Raw genomic sequence first — 25,399 nt, forward strand, 5'->3', positions numbered from 1 at the left:
CCGATCCCGATCTTGTGTTCGATCGCCCAAGCCACACGACAACAGTTGCCTTTCATTTGCCGCCGGCTTTGTGTAAAGCGTGCGCAAAATTCCCCGCAGAGAGAAGACGGGTAAGGACCATGGACAAATTCACCAAGCTCACCGGCGTCGCGGCGCCCATGCCGATCGTCAACGTCGATACCGACATGATCATCCCGAAGGATTATCTGAAGACGATCAAGCGCACCGGGCTTGGCACCGGCCTGTTCGCCGAGATGCGCTACAAGGACGACGGCTCGGAGAACCCGGATTTCGTGCTCAACAAGCCGGCCTATCGCAAGGCGCAGATCCTGGTCGCCGGCGACAATTTCGGCTGCGGCTCGAGCCGCGAGCACGCGCCCTGGGCGCTGCTCGATTTCGGCATTCGCTGCGTCATCTCGACGTCGTTCGCCGATATTTTCTACAACAACTGCTTCAAGAACGGCATCCTGCCGATCACGGTCAGCCCGGAAGATCTGGACAAGCTGATGGACGACGCCTCGCGCGGTTCCAACGCCACGCTGTCGATCGACCTCGAAGCCAAGGAGATCCGCGGCCCGGATGGCGGCGTGGTCAAGTTCGATCTCGACGACTTCAAGCGCCATTGCCTTTTGAACGGCCTCGACGATATCGGGCTGACCATGGAGAAGGCCGGCGCCATCGCGTCCTTCGAGAAGAAGAACGCCGAGCTGCGCCCCTGGGCCTGAACGGCTGAGGCACGGTGATAGATAGCCCGGCCGCAAGCGGCCGGGTTCGTGTGGCTGAACGGAGGGACAGTCATGACACGCTCGCTTCTGGCCGGCGCCTGCGCCTTGGCGGCGATCCTTCTGGCGGTGTCCGGGGCGACCGCGCAGAGCCAGACGGCGCCGCAGGCGCCCGCGCCTTCCGACCAGCCCGCCGCCGATCAAGGGGCGGCCGATCAAGGCGCATCGAGCACTTCCGACGCCGCTCCCGCCGACGAGGACAAACAGGCGCCGATCCCGTTCGAGGGCGGCCAGCTCACCATCACGCAGCCGGAGCAGGACGGCGAGAAGATGCTCGCCTATGACGGCAAGCAGTTGGCCAGCAATTACGACGTCTCCTTCGACAGGATCGTCAAGATCGGCGACGTCAACGTGGCGCTGGTCGATGTCGGCGACGGCGGCAACCAGTGCGGCCCGGCCAAGGTCATCGTCTGGAAACCGAAGGACGGCGAGATCCGGACCACGACGGTCGAGCAGGACGAATGCGGCGCGCCGCCGGCCGCGGTTTCCGACGACGCCATCTATTTTGTGCCTTTCCTGCTGCCCGGAGCAACCAAGCCGGCCTTGCAATGGTCGCCGACCGAAGGGCTGACGACCTCCGGAAACCTGACCTACACGCCGGAACCCGGCACCGACTGGAAGGACGTCGATTCGTCGAAATACGACAACATCATCGACGCGTTCCATAACGAAGCGGTTTACAAGGCGGCGCAGGCGCTGCTGGGCGACAATATGCCCGACATGGCGACCAGCCTGCTGGTCGGCGGCGGCACCGAAAAGACCGCTTCCGGCGCCTTCTATGCCACCGGCTGCGTGCCGCATGACTGCGGCGGCAATGACGGCTTCATGGCGGTCGACCCGGTAAAGCACAAGGTCTATTTCGCCCGCCGCGGCCAAAATGGCGAGCCGGATGCCTGGCCGCCGGTAAAGGACTGGCCGGTGGATATCAAGAAGGCCTATGACGACGCGAAGGGGAATTAGCCCGAGCGTCAATTGCCAGGTTGCGTCCTTCGCGCCTCCCCTCTGTCCCGCCAGCATCCCGTTGTCTGGCTCACGACTGGGCTGTGGATGCGTTTCAGAATGACCGGACAAATCCTGCGAGGCCCCCATGCGCAAGCTGATCTCCACCGGTTCCCCCTTCGAGAAAACCGCCGGCTATTCGCGCGCGGTGGTGCAGGGCGACTGGTGTTTCGTCTCCGGAACGACCGGCTACGACTATGCCACGATGACGATGCCCGACACGGTCGAGGCGCAGACGCGCAATTGTCTTGCCACCATCGCCAAGGCCCTTGCCGACGGCGGCTTCGACATGGCCGATGTGGTGCGGGCGCATTACTATATTACCGACCAGGCCTATGTTGACGTGGTCTTCCCGATCCTCGGCGAGGCGTTCGGGGACATCCGCCCGGCGGCGACGATGATCGTCTGCCAGCTCAACAAGCCGGAGATGAAGATCGAGATCGAGGTGACGGCGCTCAGGCGCACTGTCTGATGCCTGTCGCCCAGGCTGCGAAGCGGCTGGGCACAACGACGGCGTGGAGCGAGGAGCGGCCCATGGTCAAGGTCAGACGCATCGTCGCCAATATCGAAACGCCCGACATTGCGGCGGCAAAGCGCTTCTATCAGGGCGTGCTTGGCCTCGATCAGCTCATGGATATGGGCTGGATCGCCACGTACGGCTCCCAGCAGACCATGGCCGTCCAGATCAGCTTCATGTCGCAAGGCGGGTCGGGCACGCCGGTGCCGGACCTCTCGATCGAGGTCGACGATGTCGATGATGCGCTGGACCGCATGCGCAAGGCTGGCTTTGCCGTCGAATACGGCCCGGCCGACGAGCCTTGGGGCGTGCGGCGCTTCTATGTGCGCGATCCGTTCGGGCGGCTGGTGAATATCCTGTCGCATCGGTGATGGCGCGCCTACCGGCCTCTTGCGAGATGCTGGCAGGGCAGAGGGGGTGTGAAGGATCTCGAGGCTCGTCCCCTTGCGCACAGCCCGCCCGGCGTTTAGCAAGGCCGCGGTTCAATTCTCTCCCCAGGACGGTTCTCCATGGCTTCGAAAAATCTCTTCCTGCTCGCCGGCGACGGCATCGGCCCCGAGGCCATGGCCGAAGTGAAGAAGTTGATCGCGGCCATGAACGCGAAGCTCGGCAGCGGATTTGCCACCGACGAGGGGCTGGTCGGCGGATGCGCTTACGACGCGCATGGCGCGGCGATCTCCGATGCCGACATGGAAAAGGCTGTTGCTGCGGATGCCGTGCTGTTCGGCGCCGTCGGCGGGCCGAAATGGGACAAGGTGCCCTACGAGGTGCGCCCCGAGGCCGGCCTGCTGCGCCTGCGCAAGGACATGGAGCTGTTCGCCAACCTGCGTCCGGCGATCTGCTATCCGGCTTTGGCCGCCTCCTCCTCGCTCAAGCAGGAGGTGGTCGAGGGCCTCGACATCTTGATCGTGCGCGAGCTCACCGGCGGCGTCTATTTCGGCGAGCCGAAGCAGATCATCGACCTCGGCAACGGCCAGAAGCGCGGCATCGACACCCAGGTCTACGACACGTTCGAGATCGAGCGTATCTCCGGCGTCGCTTTCGAGCTGGCACGCACGCGCAAGAACCATGTCACCTCGATGGAAAAGCGCAACGTCATGAAGTCGGGCGTGCTGTGGAACGAGGTGGTCACCCAGACGCATCAGGCGAAATATGCCGACGTCAAGCTCGACCACATGCTGGCCGATGCCGGCGGCATGCAGCTGGTGCGCTGGCCAAAACAGTTCGACGTCATCGTCACCGACAATCTGTTCGGCGACATGCTCTCGGACATCGCCGCCATGCTCACCGGCTCGATCGGCATGCTGCCGTCGGCCTCGCTCGGCGCGCCGGACGTCAAGACCAAGAAGCGCAAGGCGCTCTACGAGCCGGTGCACGGCTCGGCGCCCGACATCGCCGGCAACGGCGTCGCCAATCCGATCGCCATGATCGCCTCCTTCGCCATGTGCCTGCGCTATTCCTTCGGCATGACGGTGGAAGCCGACAAGCTCGAAGCGGCGATCGCCGCCGTGCTCGACGACGGCCTGCGCACCAAGGACATCATGTCCGAGGGCATGACCGAGGTCGGCACCACCGAAATGGGCGATGCCATCATCGCCAAGTTCCTGGGCTGATCCCCATGGCAGAGGCGGCGGTCGACGTCCGCTGGGCGACGACCGAGGACGCCGAGGCGCTCGCCACCGTGCTTTGCGCAATGGCGGCGCACTATCGGCAGTCGCCGCTCGACCACGCCCGGGCGACGGCCACGGCAAGGCGGTGGCTCGGCGAGGAAAGCCCGGGCTATCCGCATTTCGCGCTGGCCTTCGCGGGTGGCGAGGTGGCCGGCCTGGCTTCGGTCGCGATCGTGCATCCCGGCATCGATCTCGAGCGGCTGATGTTCTTGAAAGACTTGTTCGTGCGTCAAGAGGCTCGAAACGCGGGAGTGGGTGAGGCACTGATCGGCTTTCTCGCCGGCTATTGCCTCGACAAGCGCATTGGCCGCATCGACCTCACCGCCGAGGACTGGAACGAGGGTGCGCTGCGCTTCTACGAGCGGCTCGGCGCCGAACGCCACGGCCAGAAGATCTTCCTCAGGCTGTCGGGCGAGGCACTAAGGACGGCGGCCGCTAGAATCTGACTCCGCTCGGCACCGGCCCCCACTTGTTGTCGCCGGCCTGGGTCGGGATCAGGCCGAACACCAGGGTGGCGAGCCAGCCGACATAAGGCACGAAGCAGAGGATGGCGAGCCAGCCGGTCAGGCCGAGATCATGCAAGCGGCGCACGACGAGCGCGACCCACGGCAGGAACGTGAGCAGGACGTAAAGACCGAGCAGGCCGAACATGACGACCGGCTCATCGCCGCCGCCCTCGACGTTGCCGCGCGACAGGTCTGCGGAGAAGCCGACGCCGATGGCGACGACAAGACCGATCGTCCAGAACAGGCAAAAGCCCCAGAGCTCCTTGCGCCGGGCCCGGCCGGAGAAGTTGACGTAGTTCGTCGTCACGCCACGCCAGAAATAGCTCCAGAGGCCGGTCGATTCCACCGTTTCGGCCTCGGCGTTGCGGCCGAAATGCGGCTGCCCCGCAGGCGAGCTGCCCGGCAGCGGACGGGCAGGAACTGGAACGGCGTTGTCAACCGGATCGATCATCCGGCCGCGGACCGAGAAGACATTGCCGGCACGTTCGCCGTTCGGCTGGAACTCGACCTGGGCTCCCCTGGCAAGCGTTGTCTCGCGACGCAGGTCCTCGCGCGCGAAACTGTAGCGCCTGCCGTCGGCGCCGCTGATGAAGCCGAAGCCCTGGTGCTCGTCATAGTGAAGAACTTCGCCACGCATCAGATCCCCCGAGTGTCGAATTCTTTCCCTTTGCTCGATTTGACATGAGCGCCGGCCGGCGGGCAAGAGCGATGGCGTTCAGCCGGCTATCGCAGAGGCGGCAAATCGGGATAGAAGCCGCAAGTCGCCTAATAGACCGCGAAGCAATGGCCCGGAAGGACTCGACACTGCTGCCAGAAGCGGCCGACGCTCCCCGCGGCCAAAGACGGAAAATCTGCATCGACGCCACCGGCCTGCTCGCCTGGCGCGGCGCGCTGGCCGGCATCCAGCGGCTGGAAGACTTCATGGTCAGGGCAGCGCTCGCCGATCCCGACCCGGATGTCGAGGTGGTGACGCTCGATCTCTCCAGCCATCGTTTCCGGGCGCTCGAAAAATTCGAGATGGAGCAGTTGGGTGTCAGCGAGATCGCGCCGTTCCGGCAGCGGCCGCGACCGCAAGCCGCTGCTGCGTTGCGGCAGGGGTTCCAATCGGTGCGGCGCCATCCAATGGCCAAGAGTGAAGCCGATCGCCAGCTTGCGGGAATGGTGACGAACGGCCGTCCCGGCTTCACCTTCACGGTGTCGAAGCTGTTGCTGCGGGCCTATCGCTTCTCTAGGCGAGCCGGTCTCCGGGCGGGTTTGCTTCGGGGCGATGCGGCGCAGCCGACGAAGAATGTCGATCGTCGAACGGTGCTGATCAGCAATCAGCTGCTGGTCGGCGAAAAGTTAGCGGCGGTTTGCGCCGGCCCCGACAACATAGCCTTTCTTTGCCACGACATGATCCCGACCATGCGGCCCGACCTTGTCGCAAAGAACAGATGGCAGGCCGCCTTCGGGCCCAATCTCGAACGGCTGGTGCGGTCCGGCGCGGCGGCCTTCTGCACCTCCGAGACCGCGGCGACGATGCTAGGCGATCACATGCGCAAGGCCGGAATAGATCTGCCGGTCGTCCATCGCTTCCCAATGCCGTCGCTGCTGCATGAGAGGGCCGCGCGGCTGAGGATGACGTCGCGGCTCGAGGCTGGCGAGCCCTACATCCTTTATTGCTCGACCATAGAGATCCGGAAGAACCACATCATGCTCGCCCGCATCTGGCAGCAGGCGCTCGACGAAGGCGTTCGGCTGCCGAAGCTCGTCTGCGTCGGCCGCTGGGGCTGGATGGTCGAGGAGCTCAGCGCCTATCTCAAGGCTCATCCGGGGCTGAAAGAAAAGATCATCTTCGCGGGTCCGGTCAGCGACGAGGAGCTTATCGGCTATTATCGAAGTGCCACCTTCGGCGTTTTCCCCTCGCATATCGAGGGCTGGGGCTATGCAGCTTCGGAGTGTCTGGATTTCGGAGTCCCGGTCATCGTCTCGACCACGCCGTCGCTGATCGAAGCGACCGGCGGCCTGATGCCCGCGGTCGGTTCGACCGATCAGATCGGCTGGTATGGCGCAATCCGACGGATGACAGACGACGCTGCCTGGCGCGATTTGGTGGCCGGCCGTATCGCCGAAGAGCACAGGCCGACATCGCCTGCCGAAAGCTGGGCGGCGATAAAGGCCGGGCTCAAGGCGGCAGCAGCCTGCGCCAATTGACTCTTTACGCAAAGCGCGTAAAAGCCGGCAGCGAACGGGATCGTCTTCAATGCGCGGCCATTTGGCTCTTCTGGCATTCGATGCCCCCAGCCACGATGCACAGCATTGGGCCGGGCGTTTCGACGCGTCCGTCCGTTCTCGCAAAACTACGGCCAAAACCACCACCAAAACGGTGTGATTCCCTTGGCCTAACCACCCTCTCCCGGGTTCGGCCCGGGGGACAGAACCCGCATGAGGCCGGCGGGTTTTCTCCAACAACCAAGCGGAGAGGGACAGGAGATTTCGATGAGTTTCAAGGTTGCGGTAGTCGGCGCCACGGGCAATGTGGGCCGCGAAATGCTCAACATTCTGGACGAGCGCGGCTTCCCGGCGAGCGAAGTGGTGGCATTGGCCTCGCGCCGCAGCCAGGGCACCGAAGTGTCCTTCGGCGACCGCACGCTGAAGGTCAAGGCGCTCGACACCTACGATTTTTCCGACACCGACATCTGCGTCATGTCGGCCGGCGGCAATGTCTCCAAGGAGTGGTCGCCCAAGATCGGCAAGCAGGGCTGCGTCGTCATCGATAATTCCTCGGCCTTCCGTTACGACCCTGACGTGCCGCTGATCGTGCCGGAAGTGAATCCGGACGCGGTCGAACTCTTCTCGCGCAAGAACATCATCGCCAATCCGAACTGCTCGACGGCGCAGCTCGTCGTGGCGCTGAAGCCGCTGCACGATGTCGCCACCATCAAGCGCGTCGTCGTCGCCACCTACCAGTCGGTCTCCGGCGCCGGCAAGGAAGGCATGGACGAGCTGTTCACGCAGACCCGCGCGGTCTTCGTCGCCGACCAGGTCGACGTCAAGAAGTTCACCAAGCGCATCGCCTTCAACGTCATCCCGCATATCGACGTCTTCCTCGACGACGGCTTCACCAAAGAAGAGTGGAAGATGGTCGCCGAGACCAAGAAGATGCTCGATCCTAAGATCAAGCTGACGGCGACCTGCGTGCGCGTGCCGGTGTTCATCGGCCACTCGGAAGCCGTCAACATCGAGTTCGAGAAGCCGATCACCGCCGACGAGGCGCGCGAGATCCTGCGCGAGGCTCCCGGCTGCCAGGTCTTGGACAAACGGGAGAACGGCGGCTACATCACGCCGCTCGAGTCGGCCGGCGAGGACGCCACCTTCATCTCGCGCATCCGCGAGGATTCGACCGTCGATAACGGCCTGTCGATGTGGGTCGTCTCCGACAATCTGCGCAAGGGCGCGGCGCTCAACGCCGTCCAGATCGCCGAGCTGTTGGTCGAGCGGGGCCTGATCCAGCCGAAGAAGAAGGCGGCTTAGTTCCGCTCACGGGCCGCACCGCCGCTTCGCGGCTGGCCCTCCGCGAGGGCGCCGGACGACCGGCGGCCCGCGGTCGCGGGCTCGGCCTTCGGCCGTTTTGTTTTCGCTCACGGGCCGCGCGTCGCGGGCGGCCTTCCGCCGATAGCTCTCTTTCCCGTTCACGGGAAAAGTCGCGGCAGGAGGATGAGGGTGGCGCCGGTATTTCCAGGTGTGACGAGCGATGCGCGCTGCTTGCCTGATATTCTCCATGTGCTGAGGCGCTAACCACTGCTCTCCGCAGCCAGTTGCCGCAGGAGGCCGAGCGCCTCTTCCGCCCGCTCCGCCGGGACGAACAGATGGTCGTGATAAAAGGCCGAGACTGGATTGACGCCCATGCCGGCAGCGGCGAGCCGCGTCGTGATTGCGGCCAGAAAGCCGACGGCGTCGAGCGACGAATGGATGTCGAGCGTGATCATCCGGCAGCGGAACGTGCCGGCGAGGCCGGCTACCTTCGCTTGGTCCTCCGACACGATCAACGTCAGACCTTCCCGCTCGCGAAACTGCATGACCGGATCAAGACCGTCCGGTACGGCTGTACCGGGCGCCAGCGTCGCGAAAACATGGACATCGGGGAGCAGTTGCGGCGTCATCGACGCCAGTAGTCTTTGGAGATCGGTCTCGCCGGTCATTCTCTCTCCTTCGGTCATGCATTCTCACTCAATCATGCGTTCGAAAAAAGCGCACCGGCCCTTGTCGGATCGCCGCCCTGCCCGCCGTCCTTGGCTCGAAGCTGGCAAAACAGCCAGGCTCCAACCAAGGAGGGAACACCAATGAGCATTTCAGAAACCGCTCCCGTCTCGAACGGCGCCTTGTGGACCGGGCGCGCGCTTAGCGCCATTGTCATCCTTTTCATGATCTTCGACGGCGTCATCAAGCTGCCGCCGTTGCAGATCGTCACCGAGACGATGGCGCAGCTCGGCTGGCCGGAGGACCCAAACACCGCGCGGCTGCTCGGCATCGTCGGCCTGATCTCGACTGTGCTTTATGCGCTGCCGCGCACGTCCGTGCTCGGCGCCATCCTGCTCACCGCCTATATGGGCGGCGCCATTTCCACGCATGTGCGCATCGGCAACCCGCTGCTCTCGCACACGCTGTTCGGCGTCTATCTCGCTGTTGTCCTGTGGGGCGGGCTCTATCTGCGCGACCCCAGAGTGCGCGCGCTGATCCCGTTCAGCCGCTGAGCCGGTTCGTTCTGGTGATTCCACCGGCTGCGGCGACCGCAAGGCTTCGAAGCCGGGTTGCCAAGCTGCGTTACCGAACGCTAATTCGTGAGCACTCTCAATGCTGTCGAGGCCGGTTGGCGCAACCCGCGCCTGCCTTCGAAACAGCAATATTCGTTCCCTTCGGGATCAAATTAGCCGTTTGCGAGTTAAAGCTTGGCGGCGAGGACGGCGATCCCGTGAGAGAGGAACTGAAATGAAGAAAGCGATTACCATTCTGGTGCTGACGGTGGCGCTGGGCGCCTGTTCGCAGACGGAAAAAGGAGCGGCGATCGGCGGCTTGGGCGGTGCTGCGGTCGGAGCGGCCGTCGCCAATGACCCGGTCGAGGGCGCAGTGGTCGGTGGTGCTGTCGGCGCCGTGGCAGGCGCGTTGATCGGCCGTGCCAGCGAAAGCGGCAAGTGCCGTTATCGGGACCGCTACGGGCGCGTTTATATTGCTCGTTGCCCGTCGGGATATTGAGGTATCAACAGGCCTGACCAAAAGAACGGCGGGGTTGGCCCGCCGTTCTTTTGACCTGTTTTGACCGGGGGCCGAGACTACTCGGCGGTCGCGGCTTCCGCCTCGGCGGGTGCTGCGGACGCGGCCGCAACGGCAGCGGCGGCGTCTTCCTGGGCCTTCTTCAGCAGGGCTGCGCGCTCCTGCGCCTTCTTGCCCGGCAGGGCCTTGTTCGGGTTCGAGCGGGCCGGACGCTTGGCGATGCCGGCCTCGTCGAGGAAGCGCAGCACGCGGTCGGTCGGCTGGGCGCCGTGCGAGAGCCAGTGCTTGACGCGGTCGGCATCGACCTTCACGCGTTCGCCGTCCTTCGGCAGCAGCGGGTTCCACGAGCCGAGCGCCTCGATGAAACGGCCGTCGCGCGGCGAACGGGCGTCGGCGACGACGACGTGGTAATAGGGACGCTTCTTCGAGCCCGCACGGGCCAGTCTGATCTTCAGTGCCATTCTTTATCTCCTAACAAGCTCTGAGTTCGTTGATTGGGTTGCGGCTTTGGCGTTGTGCAAGTCGTAATCCCAAGACCGCTGCGCAGTTGGGCCACATGCACCAGCTTCAGCCGGTTTTCGTCACGCCGTTGTTAGCGGCGATCTGTTCGTGATGCCGGATAACTTCGCGGATGACGAAGTTCAGAAATTTCTCCGCGAAATCCGGATCGAGATGCGCATCCTTCGCCAGTTGGCGCAGGCGGGCGATCTGCTGCTGCTCGCGCGCCGGGTCGGCCGGCGGCAGGCCATGCTCGGCCTTCAGCACGCCGACCGCCTTGGTGCAGCGGAAGCGCTCAGCCAGCATATGAATGAGGGCGGCGTCGATGTTGTCGATCGAAGCGCGGTAGCCCGCCAGAACGGCGCGTGCCTCGGCCATGTCCTTCTCCTCGTTCATCGCCCCTCACTTCTTCTTGCCAAGGCCAGGCAGCCCGCCGCCGCCGAGACCGGGAAGGCCCGGCAGTTTCATGCCGCCGGGCAGGCCCGGCAACCCGCCGCCGGGAAGTCCGCCGGGCAGTCCACCCGGCAGGCCTTTGCCGAGACCGGCAGCCTGGGCCTGCTTCTGCAAGGCCTCCAGCTGCTTCGGGTCCATCTTGGAAAGGTCGGGCATGCCGCCGCCGGGCATCATGCCGCCAAGGCCCATCTTCGAAGCCAGGCCTCCCATCATGCCGCGCATCATGCCGCCGCCTTTGCCCTTGCCGCCCATCGCCTTCATCATGTCGGCCATGCCGCGATGCATCTTCAAGAGCTTGTTGATCTCGGCCGCGTCGGTGCCGGAGCCGGCGGCGATGCGCTTCTTGCGCGAGTGCTTCAAGATATCGGGGTTGGCGCGCTCGGCCTTGGTCATCGAGGAGATGATGGCGAGCTGCCGGCGGAACATCTTGTCGTCGAAGCCGGCCGCGGCGAGCTGGTCCTTCATCTTGCCCATGCCGGGCATCATGCCCATGATGCCGCCCATGCCGCCCATTTTCGACATCTGCTGAAGCTGCGCGGCAAGGTCGTTCAGGTCGAACTTGCCTGACTGCATCTTCTTGGCCATCGCCGCCGCCTGCTCGGCGTCGATGGTCTCGGCGGCCTTCTCGACTAGGCTGACGATGTCGCCCATGCCGAGGATGCGGTCGGCGATGCGCTTGGGGTGGAATTCCTCCAGCCCGTCCATCTTTTCGCCGGTGCCGATCAGCTTGATCGGCTTGCCGGTGACGGCGCGCATCGAAAGCGCGGCGCCGCCGCGGCCGTCGCCGTCCATGCGGGTCAGCACCAGGCCGGTGATGCCGACGCGCTCGTCGAAGCTTTTCGCCAGGTTGACCGCGTCCTGGCCGGTCAGTGAGTCGGCGACCAGCAGGATTTCGTGCGGCGACGACACCTTCTTGATGTCGGCCATCTCGACCATCAGCGGCTCGTCGATATGCGTGCGGCCGGCCGTGTCGAGGATGACGACGTCGTGGCCGCCGAGCTTTGCCGCCTGCACGGCGCGCTTGGCGATATCGACCGGGCTTTGGCCGGCGATGATCGGCAGCGTGGCGACCTTGGTCTGCTCGCCGAGCTGGCGCAGCTGCTCCTGCGCGGCCGGACGCCGCGTGTCGAGCGAGGCCATCAGGATTTTCTTGTTCTGACGCTCGGTCAGCCGCTTGGCAATTTTGGCCGAGGTCGTCGTCTTGCCGGAACCCTGCAGGCCGACCATCATGACGACGACGGGCGCGGGCGCGTTGAGGTCGATAGCGACGCCCTCGGCACCGAGCATATCGACCAGCTCGTCATGGACGATCTTGACGACCATCTGTCCGGGCTTGATCGACTTCAGCACCGCGGCGCCGACCGCCTTCTCGCGCACCTTGTCGGTGAAGGAGCGAACCACCTCGAGCGCCACATCGGCCTCAAGCAGTGCCCGGCGCACCTCGCGCAGCGCCGCAGAGACGTCCGCCTCCGACAGCGCACCGCGGCCGGTCAGGCCGTTCAGGATGGAGCCAAGGCGCTCTTGCAGGGACTCAAACATTGATCAGACCGCCGTGCGAGAGCGCCTTGGATTCATGCCGATCCCTGTCGGGCCTGCGGCCTTCCACGCCCCTTGTGCGCTCCTGCAGTGATTCAAACATCTTGCTTCCTTCGATCTCGGTTCATTCGACCCGAGAGGTAGTGCGTTCGCGCCTGGTCGCCAAGCCAAAGCGCAAAGCCAAAAAGCACCCGGGGGCGCATCGCGCTGCCGGGTGTTGGCCTCCAGGATCGGTTTACAGCTCTCGCCTCAAAGAGGCTTCGGCGTCCTGGTCGGCTTTCGCGGAGAGGGTCTCGTCGCGGAATTCGTGCGCGTCTAGACAGGAAATCGGCGGCGGAGTCAAGGCTGGGGTCGTTTTGAAGAGCAAGACACCGCGCCCAAAGGGGGTTCAGGGCAGCTTTTCGCCGTCCAGGATGCGCGTATAGAGATCGAGATAGCCGTTTGCCGTCTTGGCGATGGGAAATCGCGCGGCGGCGGATGCACGGCACTGCTCAGGGGACAAGCCGGCGATGTCGGCCAAGGCCGGCGCGAACTCGGCATCGGTGTCGAAGAGGCGACCGGTGGCGCCGTCGACGATTTCGGGCAGCGCGCCACGCCGTGTCGTCAACACCGGCGTGCCGCAGAGCATCGCTTCGACCGGCGCCATGCCGAACGGCTCTTCCCAGGCGATCGGGTTGAGAAAAGCTCTGGCTTCTCCCAGCAGGCGCAGCTTCTCGTCGCCGTCGACGACGCCGTGGTAGCGGAAGCGGCGGCCGAGGCTCTTGAAGAAGACACCCTGGCGTCGAACCTTGGTGCGCTGCAGGAGCTGCCAGCGCGAGCCGCCGGCGATATCGAGCTGGAAATCGAAGGCACGGGCGAGATCGACAGCCCGGTTGAGGTTCTTGCCGGCGCGGGCGATGCCGGCCAGAAACAGGAGCCTGCCCGTCTTGCGGGCGGACAGCCGATAGGCGTCGACCGGAAAGCCGTTGTGGACGAAGGTTTCCCGCCCATGGTTGCGCGCATGGCTGGCGCTGACGAAGTTCCAGTTTGGCCTGTTTTGCGTGAATTCCGGGTCGAAGCCGTGCATCGTATAGAGCGCCGGTCGCGAAATCTCGATGTACCAGCCATTGAAATGCACGATGTCGGTGTCGGCCGGGATCGCAGCGCGGCATTCAGCGGCCGAAGAGGCCTGCCGCACTTCGCACAGCGGATGGCTCGAGCCGCGAGCGGCGATCAGGACCACCTTGTGGCCGAGACGCGAAAGCTCTGTTGCCAGCCAGTCGACCTGCCGCTCAGTGCCGCCATAGCCTTTGCAGGGAATGGTGCGTTCCGCCACCAGCGTGATGCGCATCAGGCGAGCCCATCGGTTTTCTGGTTGACCACGGTTTGATCAAGAAACCGGTTTCCGCTTTTTTGGATCATGGCTCGTCCGGCCCGACCTTCAGGGGGGAGCGGCGATGCAGAAGCAGGAGCATCGTCAGCAGCGTGCTTACGATGCCGATCGCGGCGATGAGAACGGCGTCCCAATTGGTCCAGCCGGGGCCTTCCAGCGGCTTGGCGTTGAACAGGGCGAAGGAATTGTAGCTCTGCTGGTGCGAGATCAGCAGGAAGCCGATCAGATTGTTGCCGAGATGGGCGCCGAATGCAGCGCCGAGATTGCCGGTCACATAGACCAGCAGCGTCAGCAGCAGCGCGAAGGCGGCGATCGAGACCAGCACGCTGGCATTGATGGCAAGCGTCGAGGCCGGGCTCCAATGCAACGCGGTGAACAGAAGCCCCGGCAGCGCGGCCCAGATCAGCGGGCTGCCAAAGCGGCTGGCGAGGCCACGCAGCAGATAGCCACGGAACAGAGCCTCCTCCGATGAGGTCTGCAGAAAGGCGAGCGGCACGATCGCGAGAAGCAAGAGCAGCCAGGACGAGAACGCGATCGATCCGCGGACGATCTCCGGCTGCAGCCAATAAAGCAGCACCTCGGAGAACAAGGAGGTTGTCAGAACCGCGACCAGGCCTTTGAGAAACCCGCCGCGCGAGATGCGGCGGTCTGGGCCGATCAGCGCCGAGAGCGGCTCGCCATGAACGAAACGCATCGCGGCCCAAAGACCGATCCAGATGCCGGCAAAGGACGCCAGCGCGGTGAGGATGCCGGCGGGAGAGGCAAGGAAATCCTGGATCGGCTGTCCGGTCGCCGGGCCCGGGAGGCGCAAGACGATGAAGGCGGCGGTGCCGGCGACGAGCACGACCAGCGTCACGGCGAGCCAGAAGAGAACGACGATCGCCGTTCCGAGCAGGAGCCGGAGCAGGGTGGTTTTCTCGTTCGGCGAGCGCCGGTAGCGCTCGAAGGCGGCGTTGTCGATGATCACACGGGGTCCCCTGCCGGGCGCTTTACGGTCGCATGATCTAGGGGATCGGCGTTTTCGGCGCAATCTCTCCCGTCAGATCCAGCAACCAGTTGGGCCGCTCGACCGCGGGGATCATCGAAACTGGCGGCAGATCAGCCACGGCCTTCCATCGGCGCCGGGCCACCCGTCTAACGCTGCCGCCGGGAATCCGAGCCGGTCGACAACAATTTCGGCTCTCGATTAACCGTTTTGCCGCTTTTTGCCCTTAAGAAGCTTGCCATGAAACGCGTTATCGCCATCGCCGACCGCGCGGCCCTCGTCTCGTTGAAGCTGCTCGCAGCGCTCAACCTGCTGTTTTTCCTTTCGTTCCTGCTCGTGCTGCTGCTGGCCGGCCGCGCGCATGCCGAAGCGCCCGCCTGCGGCGGCAGCGACCTGCTGGCGGGTCTTGCAAAGAGCGATCCCGCCGCCTTCAAGAAGGTCGAGACCGAAGCCGCCGCCGTTCCAAACGGCCGGGGGCTGTTGTGGAAGCTCGAGAAACCAGGCGAGGAGCCGTCCTATCTCTTCGGCACCATGCACATGACGGACGCGCGCGTCACCACGCTGCCTGCCGCGGCCCAAAAAGCCTATGAAGGCGCCGACACCATCATCATCGAAACCACCGACGCCCTCGACAAGGCCAAGATGATGGCCGCCATGGCCGCCGAGCCTGGCCTGATGATGTTCACGGACAACACGACGCTATCCTCGCTGCTGTCGCCCGAGGATGCGGCAGTACTGAACAAGGGGCTCGATGCACGCGGCATTCCGCCTCTGACGGTGGCCAAGATGAAGCCGTGGATCCTGTCGGCCATGGTGGCGCTGCCGGCCTGCGAGGTGGCGCGCCAGAGCGCCGGCGCGCCGGTGCTGGACGTCAAGCTGGCCGCCGACGCCAAAGCGTCCGGCAAGGACGTCGAGGGGTTGGAAACCGCCGTCGACCAACTGCGCGCCATGGCTTCGCTGCCGCTCGCCTACCACATGAAGGGGTTGGTCGAGACGCTGAAGCTCGGCGACAAGGTGAACGACGTCAACGAAACCATGATCGTGCTCTACCAACGCGGCGAGGTCGGCATGTTCTGGCCGCTGTTTCGCACCGTGCTGCCCGACACGGCGGACGACCAGGCCGGCTATGCCGCCTTCGAGCAGACCATGATCACCAGCCGCAACAAGGTCATGGTCGCGCATGCCATGCCGATTCTGGCCAGGGGCAATGCCTTCATGGCGGTCGGCGCGCTGCATCTGCCCGGCCCTGACGGACTGGTCGAAGATTTCCGCAAAGCGGGGTATATTGTTACCGCCGTCAACTGAGTCGTCTGGCGGCTGGGGAGCGGAAAATGCCGGTTTTTCAGCGCTTTCCGTCCGCCTGCGTGAAACCCATTAGGGGATCCGCGCGTTGATGGCTGCTATTTGATGCCTTTCATTCCAAGGAGGACACGTTTCATGGCGAACCCTAACGACCCCTACACCCCGTCGAGCACGCCGCCCTCGAGGGGCGGTGGTGGCGGCAGCGGGTGGCTGATCGCCCTAGTTGTCATTATCCTGGCCATTGTTGCGTATTATGTTTTTGGCAGAACCGGTGGCGAGCACGCCCCCGCGACTTCCGAGCCGCCGGCCGCGACGACGCCGGCCCCGGCGCCTGCAACGCCTGAACCTGCGCCCGCAACGCCTGCTCCAGCTCCGACGCCAGCCCCGGCACCCGCGCCCACTCCGACGCCTGCCCCGGCTCCGGCACCTGCGCCGTCTCCGTGATCAGGCTATAGCTCCACGACGAACGGCCCGCCGAAAGGCGGGCCGTTTTTGTTTAACTACACCTTTGCCATCCTCGGGCGTTCGGCGCCGGCCGTGACGAGCACCTAAATATGGATCGGCTTGAAGAACGTGGCCAGCGCCGCTTCCTTGACCGCCTCCGACATGGTCGGGTGGGCATGGCAGGTGCGGGCGAGGTCTTCCGAGGAGCCGCCGAACTCCATCAGCACCGCCGCCTCGTGGATCATCTCGCCGGCGCCGAAGCCGACGATATGAACGCCGAGCACGCGGTCGCTCGCCTTGTCGGCGAGGATCTTCACGAAGCCGTCGGTGTGCAGCATGGCCCGCGCGCGGCCATTGGCGCTGAAAGGGAACTTGCCGACCTTGTAGTCGATGCCGGCCTTTTTCAGCTCCTCTTCGGTCTTGCCGACCGAGGCGATTTCGGGACTGGTGTAGACGACGCTCGGGATAACGTCGTAGTTCACATGACCGGCCTGGCCGGCGATCGTCTCGGCTACCGCCACGCCCTCGTCCTCGGCCTTGTGCGCCAGCATCGGCCCGGCAATGACGTCGCCGATGGCATAGATGCCGGGCACGTTGGTCCTCAGATGCCCGTCGGACTTGACCCGGCCGCGCTCGTCCATCTCGACGCCGGCTTCTTTCAATCCAAGGCTGTCGGCATAGGGGCGGCGTCCGGTCGCGACCAGCACGACATCGGCCTCGATCGTTTCCGCCGCGCCGCCCTTGACCGGCTCGAACGTCACGCTGGCGCCCTTCTTGGATTTGGCGACGCCGGTGACCTTGGCGCCGAGCTTGAACTCGAAGCCCTGCTTGGACAGCAGCCGCTGGAATTGCTTCGAGACCTCGCCATCCATGCCGCCGAGGATGGTGTCGAGGAACTCGACAACCGTGACCTTGGCGCCGAGCCTGGCCCAGACCGAGCCGAGCTCGAGCCCGATGACGCCGCCGCCGACCACCACAAGACTGCCCGGCACCTTGGCCAGCGACAGCGCGCCGGTCGAGGACACGATCACCTTCTCGTCGAAGTCGACCTTGACACCCGGAATGCCGGCGACGTCGGAACCGGTGGCGATGACGATGTTCTTGGTCTCGATCTCCTCGACCTTGCCGCCCTCGCCGGTGACCGACACCTTGCCGGCGCCGATCACCTTGCCGGTGCCGCGGAACGAGTCGATCTTGTTCTTCTTGAAGAGAAAAGCGACGCCGTTGACGTTGGAGGCCACGGTCGCATCCTTGTGCGCCAGCATCTTCTTCAGATTGAGTTTTGGCGCGCCGACCTCGATGCCGAGCATATCGAAGGCATGACCGGCTTCGGCGAACATCTCGGAGGCGTGGAGCAGGGCTTTCGACGGGATGCAGCCGATATTGAGGCAGGTGCCGCCGAAGGTGGCGTTCTTCTCGACCACCGCTGTCTTCAGGCCGAGCTGTGCCGCCCTGATGGCGCAGACATAGCCGCCCGGTCCCGATCCGATGATTACGACGTCATAAGCCATGATGGTGTCCTTCTGGTCTGGCCTTCAGCGGCCGCCGCTCACATTCAGGATCGCGCCCGTTATATAGGAGGCCGCGTCCGACAAAAGGTAGAGAACCGCGCTCGCGACCTCGTCGGCCGTGCCCGCGCGCTTCAGCGGCAGCAGATCCTGCATCCGCGCCACGCGCTCGGGCTGGCCGCCGGAGGCATGGATGTCGGTTTCGGTGATGCCTGGACTGACGGCATTGACGCGGATGCCTTCCAGCGCCACCTCGCGCGCCAGACCAACGGTCAGCGTGTCGATCGCGCCCTTGGAAGCGGCGTAGTCGACATATTCGCCGGGCGAGCCCAGTCGTGCCGCCGCCGAGGACAGATTGACGATGGCGCCGCCCTTGCCGCAGTGACGGGTCGACATGCGCTTGACGGCCTCGCGGGCGCAGAGGAAGGAGCCGACGACGTTGATGCGCATCATGCGCTCGATCCGCTCGGCGCTCATCTCATCGACACGCGCCTTGACGTCGACGATGCCGGCATTGTTGACGAAGGCGTCGAGCCGGCCGAAGGCCCGGTCCACCGCCTCGAACATCGCCACCACATCGGCCTCGTTGCCGACATCGCCCCTGACCGCGAAGGCCTCGCCGCCCGCGGCTTCGAGCTCGGCGACGAGCGCCTCGGCGGCGGCCCGGTTGGAGACATAGTTGATCGCCACCCCATAGCCTGCCCGACTGGCCTGCCGGCATATGGCAGCGCCGATGCCGCGGCTGCCGCCGGTGACCAGCAGCGTCTTCTTGTCGGCATTCATTCCTGGCAGCCTTTCAGGGCAAAGACGTCCCACGGTACTTTTGAGAAGCCCGCCGGACCATAAGCGGCTGACATTTCGAGCGACGGTCCGAGATCGGGAAAGATCAGGCTCTTCGGCGCATCCGCGCCCTCGGCCGGCAGCAGACCCACGACGCCCTTCTCATCGGCGCTATAGATCACGCCTTCCCAGACCGTGCAGGCGGCGAGCTCCTCGCCGGTGACGTCGCCGGTCGGGCATTTGTACATCAGCGAGCCGTGCGGCCGCCCGGCGGAGCCCTCGGTCCACATGGCGATGCCATCGAGCACGGTATTGTTGTCGAGTATCATGCGGAATGTGTTGGCGATCGTCGCCGAGGTACCCGTCGGGCTGAAATCGATCTCGGCGCCGCTTTTCGCCTCGCCATAGGCGGCAAGCTGGATCGGGCAAGCGGCCTGGGCATCGGCTGCTACGAGAGCCGCACCGGCGGCAAGCGCGACCGGCCTCGCGGTGCTGAGCCAACGGGCCTTCACTCGCCGCCCCGCCCGCGAGCCTTCATGCTCCACCTCAGAGATCGAGCACCAGCCGCTCGGGATCCTCCAGGCTTTCCTTGACGCGGACGAGGAAGGTCACCGCTTCCTTGCCGTCGACGATGCGGTGGTCGTAGCTGAGCGCCAGATACATCATCGGGCGGATGACGATCTGGCCGCCGACCACCACCGGCCGCTCCTGGATCTTGTGCATGCCGAGGATACCGGACTGCGGCGCATTGAGGATCGGCGTCGACATCAGCGATCCGTAGACGCCGCCGTTGGAGATCGTAAAGGTGCCGCCCTGCATGTCGGCAACCGAAAGCTTGCCGTCGCGCGCGGCGAGGCCCAGCCGGCCGATCTCCTTCTCGATCTCGGCGATGGACATCTGGTCGGCATCGCGCACGACCGGGACCACCAGGCCCTTGTCGGTGCCGACGGCGACGCCGACATGCGCAAAGTTCTTGTAGATGATGTCGGCGCCGTCGATCTCGGCATTGACCGCCGGGATCTCCTTCAGCGCATGGGTGACGGCCTTGGTGAAGAAGCCCATGAAGCCGAGCTTCACGCCATGCTTCTTCTCGAACACGTCCTTATACTTGGCCCTCAGCGCCATCACCGCGCTCATATCCACCTCGTTGAAGGTGGTGAGCATGGCGGCGGTCGACTGCGCCTCCTTGAGCCGGCGCGCGATGGTCTGGCGCAGCTTGGTCATGCGCACGCGCTCCTCGCGCGAAGCATCGTCGGCCGTCGACGGCGCGCGGGCCGCGACCGGTGCGGGAGCAGGAGCAGGAGCCGCTTTCGGCGTCTCGGCCGGCTGCGATGGCGCGCCCTTGGCGATGGCATCGAGGACGTCGCCCTTCAGCACCTGGCCGCGCTTGCCGGAGCCCGTCAGTTGCTCGACCGAGAGATTGTGCTCGGCGATCAGTTTGGCCGCGGCCGGCGCCGGCGGCATGGTGCGCGGCTCGACCGGCCCGGCGTCGCCGGCCATCTTGGCGGTTTCGGCGGCGGCCTGCTTGGTCGTGGATGCGGCGTCCGGACTGGAGGCCTGCGCCACCGCCTGCGGCTTGGTGGCGGGAGCGGCGGCTGCGCCGCCGGCCGAAATCGAGCCGAGCAGCGCCCCGACATTGACCGTCTCGCCTTCCTTGACGGTGATCTCGGAGAGCGTCCCGGCGCCCGCGGCGGGCACCTCCACCGTCACCTTGTCGGTTTCGAGCTCGACCAGCGGCTCGTCGGCGGCGATCGCGTCGCCGACCTTCTTGAACCACTTGCCGACGGTCGCCTCGGTGACGGATTCGCCGAGAGTGGGGACGCGGATTTCGGTAGCCATTGTGCCTGTCCGTTCTCTTGTCTTCTTGAGGTCTGTTTCGTCCGGGTCTGCTTACTCGCCCAGCGCGTCGTCGAGCAGGGCGGAAAGCTGGCTGAGATGCTTCGACATCAGTCCGGTGGCCGGCGAGGCCGAGGCCGGCCGGCCGGTATAGCGCACCCGCTGATGCTTGGCGTCGATATGCGCCAGCACCCATTCGAGATAAGGATCGATGAACGACCAGGCGCCCATATTCTTGGGCTCCTCCTGGCACCACACCATCTCGGCGTTGCGGAAACGCGACAGCTCGGTGATCAGCGCCTTGGCCGGGAACGGGTAGAGCTGCTCGACGCGCAGCAGGTAGATGTCGGTGATGCCGCGCTTCTCGCGCTCCTCATAGAGGTCGTAATAGACCTTGCCGGAGCAGAGCACGACGCGGCGGATCTTGGAATCCTTCACTAGCTTGATCGGCTGGTCGGCCAACAGCTGCGCATCGTCCCACAACAGGCGGTGGAACGAGCTTTCGCCCGCCATCTCCGACAGCGTCGACACCGCCCGCTTGTGGCGCAGCAGCGACTTCGGCGTCATCAGGATCAGCGGCTTGCGGAAGTCGCGCTTCAGTTGCCGGCGCAAGATGTGGAAATAGTTAGCCGGCGTCGTGACGTTCGCCACCTGCATGTTGTCCTCGGCGCAGAGCTGCAGGAAGCGTTCGAGGCGGGCCGAGGAATGCTCCGGCCCCTGGCCTTCATAGCCGTGCGGCAGGAGGCAGACGAGGCCCGACATTCTCAGCCACTTGCGCTCGCCGGACGAGATGAACTGGTCGAACACCACCTGGGCGCCGTTGGCGAAATCGCCGAACTGCGCTTCCCAAAGCGTCAGCGCCTTGGGCTCGGCAAGGCTGTAGCCATATTCGAAGCCGAGCACCGCCTCTTCCGAGAGCATCGAGTTGATGACTTCGTAGCCGGCCTGGGCCGCAGATAGATTGTTGAGTGGAATGTAGCGCGTCTCGTCACGCTGGTCGTAGAGCACGGAATGGCGCTGCGAGAAGGTGCCGCGCTCCGAATCCTGGCCGGAGAGCCGGATCGGATTGCCGTCGAGCAGGATGGCGCCGAAGGCCAGCGCCTCGGCGGTCGACCAGTCGATGCCGTCGCCGGACTCGATCGCCTGGCGGCGGTTCTCGAGGAAGCGCAGGATCGTCTTGTGCGCCTCGAAATCCTTCGGCACCTCGGTCAGCTTCTTGCCGATTTCCTTCAGCGTGCGGACCGGCACCGCGGTCTTGCCGCGCCGCTGTTCGTCCTGGTTGTCGGCCGTGCGCAGGCCGGACCAGGCGCCGTCAAGCCAGTCGGCCTTGTTCGGCTTGTAGGACTGGCCGACTTCCCACTCCTGTTCCAGATGCGCGCGCCAGTCGGCCCGCATCTTGTCGACCTCGGCCTGGGTGATGTGACCCTCGGCGATCAGCCGGTCGGCATAGACCTGCACAACCGTCTTATGGCTGCGGATGTTGCGGTACATGATCGGCTGCGTGAAGGACGGCTCGTCGCCTTCATTATGGCCGAAGCGGCGGTAGCAGAACATGTCCACCACCACCGGCTTGTGGAACTTCATGCGGAATTCCGTCGCCACCTTCGCGGCATGCACCACCGCTTCCGGATCGTCGCCGTTGACGTGGAAGATCGGCGCCTCAATCATCTTCGCCACATCCGACGGATAGGGCGACGAACGCGAGAAGCGCGGATTGGTGGTGAAGCCGATCTGGTTGTTGATGATGAAATGCAGCGTGCCGGCGACGCGGTGGCCGCGCAGGCCGGAGAGCCCGAACATCTCCGCGATCACGCCCTGGCCGGCGAACGCCGCGTCGCCATGCAGCAGCAGCGGCATCACCTTGGCTCGCTCGGACAGCGGCACGATCTCGCCGCGCTCGCGGCCGGCGAGCTGGTCCTGCTTGGCGCGCGCCTTGCCCATCACGACCGGGTCGACGATTTCCAGATGCGAGGGGTTGGCGGTCAGCGACAGGTGCACCTTGTTGCCGTCGAACTCGCGGTCCGAGGAGGCGCCGAGATGGTACTTCACGTCGCCCGAGCCCTCGACATCGTCGGGAGCGGCCGAGCCGCCCTTGAACTCATGGAAGATGGCGCGGTGCGGCTTGGCCATGACCTGCGAAAGCACGTTGAGGCGGCCGCGATGGGCCATGCCGAGCACGGCCTCCTTCAGGCCGAGCTGGCCGCCGCGCTTGATGATCTGCTCCAGCGCCGGGATCAGCGACTCGCCGCCGTCGAGGCCGAAGCGCTTGGTGCCCTTGTACTTGACGTCGATAAATTGCTCGAAGCCTTCGGCCTCGACCAGCTTCGACAGGATCGCCTTCTTGCCGGTGGCGGTGAAGGTGATCTCCTTGTCGGCGCCCTCGATGCGCGCCTGGATCCAGGCCTTCTCCTCGGGGTCGGAGATGTGCATGAACTCGACGCCAAGCGTCGAGCAATAGGTGCGGGTGAGGATATCCAGCATCTGCCGGATGGTGCCGAACTCGAGCCCCAGCACATTGTCGAGGAAGATCGGCCGGTCGTAGTCGGCTTCGGTGAAGCCGTAATTCTCCGGCGACAGCTCGTTATAGTCCTCAAGCGGCTTGGCGATGCCCAGCGGGTCGAGATTGGCGTGCAGGTGGCCGCGCATGCGAAAGGCGCGGATCATCATGATGGCACGCACGGAATCGCGCGTCGCCTGGTGAACGTCCGCATCGGAAAGGGCCGCGCCGTTGACGACCGCCTTTTCCTTCACCTTCTTTTCGATGTGCTTTTCGACCAGGCCCCAATTGCCGTCGAGCGCCGAAACCAGCTCACCATTGGCCTGCATCGGCCAGGACGGCTTCGCCCAGGAAGCGCTCTTGGCGTTCTTGCGCACGTCGCCCGCGTCGTCCTTCAGCGCGGCGAAGAAGTCCTGCCATTCCGGATCGACGGAGCCGGGGTTGTCCTCATAGGCGGCATAGAGCGCGTCGATATAGTCGGCATTGCCGCCATAAAGGAACGAGGTGAGCGAGAATTGGTCGTTGGCCTGATCTTGTCTTGCCATTTTCGTCTGCGGAGCCTGGCTCCGTCTCCTTTTGTGGAAGGGAGTAGGGGAGTAAGGCAGTAGGGGAGTAGGGCATTTTTGCCGCTGATCTTTCCCTGCTGCCCTATTCGCTTACTCCCTACGCCCTTAACCTTTGATCGCCTCGACCAGCGTCGTGCCGAGCCGCGCCGGTGACGGCGAAACCTTGATGCCGGCCGATTCCATCGCCGCGATCTTGTCTTCCGCGCCGCCCTTGCCGCCGGAGATCACCGCGCCCGCATGGCCCATGGTGCGGCCGGCGGGCGCCGTGCGCCCGGCAATGAAGCCCGCCATCGGTTTCTTGCGGCCGCGCTTTGCCTCGTCCTTCAAGAACTGCGCGGCGTCTTCCTCGGCCGAGCCGCCGATCTCGCCGATCATGATGATCGACTTGGTCTCGTCGTCGGCGAGGAACATCTCGAGCACGTCGATGAACTCGGTGCCCTTGACCGGGTCGCCGCCGATGCCGACAGCAGTGGTCTGGCCGAGGCCGACATTGCTGGTCTGGAAGACCGCTTCATAGGTAAGCGTTCCCGAGCGGGAAACAACGCCGACCGAGCCCTTGCGGAAGATGTTGCCGGGCATGATGCCGATCTTGCATTCGTCGGGGGTCAAAACTCCCGGGCAGTTCGGGCCGATCAGCCGCGAGGAGGAGCGGTCGAGCCGCGCCTTGACCTTGACCATGTCCATAACCGGGATGCCCTCGGTGATGCAGACGATCAGCGGGATCTCGGCCTCGATCGCCTCGATGATCGCTTCGCCCGCGCCCGCCGGCGGCACATAGATGACGGAGGCGGTGGCGCCGGTCTTCTCCTTGCCCTCGGCGACGGTGGCGAAGATCGGCAGGGTCTCTCCCTTCGCGCCGGTCCAGGTCTCGCCGCCCTTCTTCGGATGGACGCCGCCAACCATCTTGGTGGCGTGATAGGCCAGCGCCTGCTCGGTATGGAAGGTGCCGGTCTTGCCGGTCAGGCCCTGCACCAGCACCTTGGTATTCTTGTCGACGAGAATGGACATCGCGCCCCTTTTCTAAAAACCGTTGATCGAGGAAGGCGAAACGCGCCGGTAGAGGCCGCTCACCATGTCTTGCCAGGCGTCGCTGCCGGCGGGCTTGAAGTGCAATCGCATGCGGTAAGTATCAGTGCCGTCAAAGCTGTAAGTCACGCGAGCCGAGCCGCGCGGCGACGACCGTTCCAGCACAAGCTCGTTGCCGTTCCATGTGCCCGTAGCCGGTGAGACCGGCACGAAACCCATCGAGTCGAACTGATGCATGGTGACGACGTCGTTCGGCTGATCGAAGCCGAACACATTATGCGCGCCGAACGAGATCGTGCCGTCGCGGCGCTGGCGGTAGCGCTGGACCACGAACTGGCCGCCGAACTGCGCGTCCGCAAGCACTTCCGAAGTCGCGGCGCCGGCATCGGTCCATTGCGTCGCCGCGACATCTTCCTCGCCACGCCACGCGCCGACCAGCGCCTGCAGGCGCTGGTGATCGGCCGAGAGGGATGAGAAAGGCGTCGCGTTCATGGCTCAGAGCCGCTTCAGATCGGTGACGGTGAGGTCGCTTCGGGCATTGCCGGTGTTGAGGGTGGTCGCCGGCTCGAACATAAGCACCACGGGCTCGACAGTCAGCGACCGCGGCCGATGCTCGACGCCGCGCGGCACGACAATGAAATCGCCCTCGCCGAGTTCGACCGGCCCGTCGCGGAAATCGATGGCGATCTTGCCGCGCAGCACGAGGAAGGCCTCGTCCTCGTCATCATGCGCGTGCCAGTCGAAAACCTCGCCGAACTTGGCGACCTTGGCTTGGCTGTCGTTGACGTCGCCGGCGATGTGCGGATCGAAGACCTTGGCGATCTTCGCATCCGCCGCCTCGACCAGATTTATCTTGCGCGGAGGCATCCGCT

General features: G+C 64.8%; 26 protein-coding genes. 11 read left to right on the forward strand and 15 right to left on the reverse strand.

Annotation, left to right across the window (positions count from 1 at the left end; all coding sequences use genetic code 11):
* The first annotated feature begins 119 nt into the window (after window positions 1-119).
* The 6 genes from leuD (at window position 120) to EJ078_RS15465 (ending at window position 4,414) form a co-directional block, all read left to right on the forward strand.
* A complete protein-coding gene (gene leuD / locus EJ078_RS15440; protein ID WP_066991643.1) occupies window positions 120-725 on the forward strand; it encodes a 3-isopropylmalate dehydratase small subunit in 606 nt (201 codons plus the stop codon).
* 72 nt (window positions 726-797) lie between these two features.
* Window positions 798-1,742: a hypothetical protein gene (locus tag EJ078_RS15445; protein WP_127215302.1), complete on the forward strand. Its 945-nt coding sequence runs from the start codon at window positions 798-800 to the stop codon at window positions 1,740-1,742.
* Window positions 1,743-1,869: 127 nt separating this feature from the next.
* Window positions 1,870-2,253, forward strand: coding sequence for a RidA family protein (locus tag EJ078_RS15450; protein ID WP_067323608.1), 384 nt, complete (start codon window positions 1,870-1,872; stop codon window positions 2,251-2,253).
* 62 nt (window positions 2,254-2,315) lie between these two features.
* Complete coding sequence (locus EJ078_RS15455) at window positions 2,316-2,669, forward strand: VOC family protein (RefSeq protein ID WP_066991913.1); 354 nt, start codon at window positions 2,316-2,318, stop codon at window positions 2,667-2,669.
* Window positions 2,670-2,807: 138 nt separating this feature from the next.
* The gene (gene leuB, locus EJ078_RS15460; RefSeq protein WP_127215303.1) at window positions 2,808-3,911 is read left to right on the forward strand and encodes a 3-isopropylmalate dehydrogenase; all 1,104 of its coding nucleotides are present in this window, start codon (window positions 2,808-2,810) and stop codon (window positions 3,909-3,911) included.
* 5 nt (window positions 3,912-3,916) lie between these two features.
* Entirely contained in the window at window positions 3,917-4,414 is a 498-nt protein-coding gene (locus tag EJ078_RS15465) for a GNAT family N-acetyltransferase (protein ID WP_127240947.1), read from the forward strand.
* On the opposite strand, the gene EJ078_RS15470 is transcribed toward EJ078_RS15465, so the two are convergent.
* Window positions 4,404-5,111, reverse strand: a complete 708-nt coding sequence (locus tag EJ078_RS15470) for a DUF805 domain-containing protein (protein WP_127215305.1) — start codon at window positions 5,109-5,111, stop codon at window positions 4,404-4,406. The genes EJ078_RS15465 and EJ078_RS15470 overlap by 11 nt on opposite strands.
* A gap of 146 nt (window positions 5,112-5,257) precedes the next feature.
* Here EJ078_RS15470 and EJ078_RS15475 point away from each other — a divergent pair, with 146 nt between their 5' ends.
* Window positions 5,258-6,667, forward strand: a complete 1,410-nt coding sequence (locus EJ078_RS15475) for a glycosyltransferase (protein WP_127404005.1) — start codon at window positions 5,258-5,260, stop codon at window positions 6,665-6,667.
* Between the two features lie 285 nt (window positions 6,668-6,952).
* Window positions 6,953-7,987 carry an aspartate-semialdehyde dehydrogenase gene (locus tag EJ078_RS15480; RefSeq protein WP_067323616.1) on the forward strand — a complete coding sequence of 345 codons (1,035 nt, stop codon included), beginning with the start codon at window positions 6,953-6,955 and terminating at the stop codon, window positions 7,985-7,987.
* Between the two features lie 260 nt (window positions 7,988-8,247).
* Here EJ078_RS15480 and EJ078_RS15485 read toward each other — a convergent pair whose 3' ends face one another.
* The gene (locus tag EJ078_RS15485) at window positions 8,248-8,655 is read right to left on the reverse strand and encodes an ACT domain-containing protein (RefSeq protein WP_127217343.1); all 408 of its coding nucleotides are present in this window, start codon (window positions 8,653-8,655) and stop codon (window positions 8,248-8,250) included.
* A 141-nt stretch (window positions 8,656-8,796) separates the two neighbouring features.
* Here EJ078_RS15485 and EJ078_RS15490 point away from each other — a divergent pair, with 141 nt between their 5' ends.
* Both EJ078_RS15490 and EJ078_RS15495 read left to right on the forward strand, forming a co-directional pair.
* Window positions 8,797-9,207, forward strand: a complete 411-nt coding sequence (locus EJ078_RS15490; protein ID WP_067323620.1) for a DoxX family protein — start codon at window positions 8,797-8,799, stop codon at window positions 9,205-9,207.
* A gap of 235 nt (window positions 9,208-9,442) precedes the next feature.
* Complete coding sequence (locus tag EJ078_RS15495) at window positions 9,443-9,706, forward strand: YMGG-like glycine zipper-containing protein (protein ID WP_066991674.1); 264 nt, start codon at window positions 9,443-9,445, stop codon at window positions 9,704-9,706.
* Between the two features lie 77 nt (window positions 9,707-9,783).
* Here the strand turns inward: EJ078_RS15495 and rpsP are convergent, their stop codons facing one another.
* The 5 genes from rpsP to EJ078_RS15520 form a co-directional block, all read right to left on the reverse strand.
* Complete coding sequence (gene rpsP / locus EJ078_RS15500) at window positions 9,784-10,185, reverse strand: 30S ribosomal protein S16 (RefSeq protein ID WP_066991677.1); 402 nt, start codon at window positions 10,183-10,185, stop codon at window positions 9,784-9,786.
* A 106-nt stretch (window positions 10,186-10,291) separates the two neighbouring features.
* A complete protein-coding gene (locus EJ078_RS15505; RefSeq protein WP_066991680.1) occupies window positions 10,292-10,618 on the reverse strand; it encodes a chorismate mutase in 327 nt (108 codons plus the stop codon).
* A gap of 6 nt (window positions 10,619-10,624) precedes the next feature.
* Window positions 10,625-12,214, reverse strand: coding sequence for a signal recognition particle protein (gene ffh, locus EJ078_RS15510; RefSeq protein ID WP_127216091.1), 1,590 nt, complete (start codon window positions 12,212-12,214; stop codon window positions 10,625-10,627).
* A gap of 385 nt (window positions 12,215-12,599) precedes the next feature.
* Window positions 12,600-13,541: a glycosyltransferase gene (locus EJ078_RS15515; protein ID WP_127216092.1), complete on the reverse strand. Its 942-nt coding sequence runs from the start codon at window positions 13,539-13,541 to the stop codon at window positions 12,600-12,602.
* 67 nt (window positions 13,542-13,608) lie between these two features.
* Window positions 13,609-14,550: a CPBP family intramembrane glutamic endopeptidase gene (locus EJ078_RS15520; RefSeq protein WP_095799601.1), complete on the reverse strand. Its 942-nt coding sequence runs from the start codon at window positions 14,548-14,550 to the stop codon at window positions 13,609-13,611.
* Between the two features lie 258 nt (window positions 14,551-14,808).
* On the opposite strand from EJ078_RS15520, the gene EJ078_RS15525 reads away from it, so the two are divergent.
* A complete protein-coding gene (locus tag EJ078_RS15525) occupies window positions 14,809-15,873 on the forward strand; it encodes a TraB/GumN family protein (RefSeq protein WP_127404022.1) in 1,065 nt (354 codons plus the stop codon).
* A gap of 545 nt (window positions 15,874-16,418) precedes the next feature.
* Here the strand turns inward: EJ078_RS15525 and lpdA are convergent.
* The 8 genes from lpdA to EJ078_RS15565 form a co-directional block, all read right to left on the reverse strand.
* A complete protein-coding gene (gene lpdA, locus EJ078_RS15530; protein WP_127404021.1) occupies window positions 16,419-17,825 on the reverse strand; it encodes a dihydrolipoyl dehydrogenase in 1,407 nt (468 codons plus the stop codon).
* Between the two features lie 24 nt (window positions 17,826-17,849).
* Window positions 17,850-18,605 (reverse strand): SDR family oxidoreductase, encoded by a 756-nt coding sequence (locus tag EJ078_RS15535; RefSeq protein WP_067323632.1) that lies wholly within the window; start codon window positions 18,603-18,605, stop codon window positions 17,850-17,852.
* Window positions 18,602-19,024, reverse strand: coding sequence for a hypothetical protein (locus EJ078_RS15540; RefSeq protein WP_245307513.1), 423 nt, complete (start codon window positions 19,022-19,024; stop codon window positions 18,602-18,604). The genes EJ078_RS15535 and EJ078_RS15540 overlap by 4 nt, the downstream gene beginning before the upstream one ends.
* 124 nt (window positions 19,025-19,148) lie before the next feature.
* Window positions 19,149-20,441 (reverse strand): 2-oxoglutarate dehydrogenase complex dihydrolipoyllysine-residue succinyltransferase, encoded by a 1,293-nt coding sequence (gene odhB, locus EJ078_RS15545; RefSeq protein ID WP_067323636.1) that lies wholly within the window; start codon window positions 20,439-20,441, stop codon window positions 19,149-19,151.
* A gap of 51 nt (window positions 20,442-20,492) precedes the next feature.
* Window positions 20,493-23,480 carry a 2-oxoglutarate dehydrogenase E1 component gene (locus EJ078_RS15550; protein ID WP_127404020.1) on the reverse strand — a complete coding sequence of 996 codons (2,988 nt, stop codon included), beginning with the start codon at window positions 23,478-23,480 and terminating at the stop codon, window positions 20,493-20,495.
* Between the two features lie 126 nt (window positions 23,481-23,606).
* Window positions 23,607-24,509 carry a succinate--CoA ligase subunit alpha gene (gene sucD / locus EJ078_RS15555; protein WP_067323640.1) on the reverse strand — a complete coding sequence of 301 codons (903 nt, stop codon included), beginning with the start codon at window positions 24,507-24,509 and terminating at the stop codon, window positions 23,607-23,609.
* 12 nt (window positions 24,510-24,521) lie between these two features.
* Window positions 24,522-25,019 (reverse strand): DUF1579 family protein, encoded by a 498-nt coding sequence (locus EJ078_RS15560; protein WP_127217126.1) that lies wholly within the window; start codon window positions 25,017-25,019, stop codon window positions 24,522-24,524.
* A gap of 3 nt (window positions 25,020-25,022) precedes the next feature.
* Entirely contained in the window at window positions 25,023-25,394 is a 372-nt protein-coding gene (locus EJ078_RS15565; RefSeq protein ID WP_127217125.1) for a cupin domain-containing protein, read from the reverse strand.
* Window positions 25,395-25,399 lie beyond the last annotated feature (5 nt).

This window comes from Mesorhizobium sp. M1A.F.Ca.IN.022.06.1.1 (assembly GCF_003952605.1).
Classification (GTDB): domain Bacteria; phylum Pseudomonadota; class Alphaproteobacteria; order Rhizobiales; family Rhizobiaceae; genus Mesorhizobium.